We start from the raw sequence: 577 nt of genomic DNA on the forward strand, positions 1-577 counted from the left end.
GCCCGGGCCGCGTATCCCGCGCGGCCCGCTTCGACCCAGGAGCGAGAACATGCCGTTTATTGCAGTATTGAACCGCCGCATCCGTCTGCTTGCCCTCGGCGCCGCCGCCATGGCCGCGCTGCTTCCCGCCGCCGGGCACGCCCAGCCCTCGGGCACGCCGCCCGTGGGCAGCCAGGTCGCCACGCCCGACAACGCGGTCCTGCTGACCATCTTCCTCAAGCACGACCAGTCGCGCCCGCTCAGCGAGTTGAACGCGCAATTGGCGAAGCAGGGTTTCTACAAGGCGTTTCCGCCGCCGGGCGTGGAGGTCGTGAGCTGGTACGTGGCGATGGGGATCGGGCAGGTGATCACGCTGCGCCTGCCGGCCTCGCGCGTGCGCGAGGTGAACCGCGTGCTCGAGGACACCGCCTGGGGCGCGTATCGCACCGAGTTCTACCCGACCTACGACTACAAGGCGATCGGGCTGGCCGAGCACGACAAGGGGAAGTGAGGACGGGGAAGGCTGGCGCGCCGCGATTGCCGGCCTTCGCGAGCCGGCTTCAGCTCGATCCCGGCCAGCCGTCGAGCACATGCGCGG

The 577-nt window shown here is 70.2% G+C and carries 1 protein-coding gene; it reads left to right on the plus strand.

What is annotated here, in order from left to right; genetic code table 11:
* Nucleotides 1-109 precede the first annotated feature (109 nt).
* Entirely contained in the window at nt 110-490 is a 381-nt protein-coding gene (locus FQ705_RS25565; protein ID WP_238541404.1) for a hypothetical protein, read from the plus strand.
* The last annotated feature ends 87 nt before the right edge of the window (nt 491-577 follow it).

The sequence above is a fragment of the Paraburkholderia sp. BCC1884 genome (assembly GCF_900996225.1).
In the GTDB taxonomy this organism is placed as follows: Bacteria; Pseudomonadota; Gammaproteobacteria; order Burkholderiales; family Burkholderiaceae; genus Paraburkholderia.